The sequence below is a fragment of the Affinirhizobium straminoryzae genome, from assembly GCF_007004135.1.
In the GTDB taxonomy this organism is placed as follows: domain Bacteria; phylum Pseudomonadota; class Alphaproteobacteria; order Rhizobiales; family Rhizobiaceae; genus Neorhizobium; species Neorhizobium straminoryzae.
The window spans coordinates 1-1,026 of record NZ_VJMG01000137.1 but is presented as its reverse complement, the minus strand read 5'-3'; the positions used below and the strand labels follow the sequence as shown (position 1 = coordinate 1,026).

Genomic DNA, 1,026 nt, shown 5'->3' with positions numbered 1-1,026 from the left:
CGGCCTCGTCGATCAGCGCCCCCACACCCGCACCGTCGTCGCGCAGCCGGATGATGACAAACTGACCGGCATGTTCGAGTTGATGGGGCATCTGGAAGCGCTCTGCGCCGGCTTGAGCGCGCTGCGCATGACGCCCTCCGAACGCGACGGGCTGGACAGCCTGCATGGCGAGATGGCCGCGATTGTCTCGGCCGGCGACCGGCAGGCCTATATCCAGGCCAATGAACGCTTTCATGGCGCGATCTATCGCGGAAGCCACAATCCCTACCTCGAAGAAATCACGCTTTCGACACGCCAGCGGCTGCAACCGTTTCGCCGCGCCCAGTTTTCCACACTCGGCCGCCTTGCCCGCTCGCATGCGGAGCATGGGCTGATCCTCGAGGCCATCCTGCGCGGTAACCAGACGGAAGCCGAGCGCACCATGCACGGGCACATCACGCAGGTCGAAGGCGCCTACCACAGCCTGATCGGCGGATGACCGACGGCAGCGTGTGCTGGACGCTTGCTTTTGAAACATGCAGAACGTAGTCATGTTTTCGGATCCGCTCTGACAGCCAGTCCTCGCGCGGATCGAAAACCTTGCAGGACCCGTTCTTGATGCCGCATGTCGCGATGGATCCCGTCGGCTTCCGAGCCGCTTGCGCGCCCCTGGGTGTGATTGCGGGAGCACGCGACTGATGACGGCCTTGCTGGGCAAGCTCTTTGCGCGCCATCGCCGCTCGCTGTGGTGGGTCGTGATGCGCATCGTGCGCGACCCGCAAACCGCTGACGACCTTGCGCAGGAGACCTATCTGCGTACCCTGCATGCGCTGGAGGCACGCCCCATCCAGCATCTGGAAAGCTATCTGTATCAGACCGCGCGGCATCTGGCGCTGGACCACACCCGCAAGCGAAAGTATCGCAATCGTTTCGAGGAGCGTGACATTGCGTGGGCGGATGTGGAGACGGTGGCCTCGGATGGAGCTTCGGCGGAAGAGGACCTGCTGGAACGCGAGCGCCAGCGCCTGCTGGAAGCCGCCCTCGCGG

At 64.2% G+C, this 1,026-nt stretch carries 2 protein-coding genes; both read left to right on the top strand.

The window, feature by feature from the left end; genetic code table 11:
* Nucleotides 1-478 (top strand): GntR family transcriptional regulator (locus FNA46_RS25855; protein ID WP_143128103.1); only part of this gene is annotated, 478 nt, incomplete at its 5' end.
* A 199-nt stretch (nucleotides 479-677) separates the two neighbouring features.
* Nucleotides 678-1,026 (top strand): RNA polymerase sigma factor (locus FNA46_RS25850; RefSeq protein ID WP_143128102.1); only part of this gene is annotated, 349 nt, incomplete at its 3' end.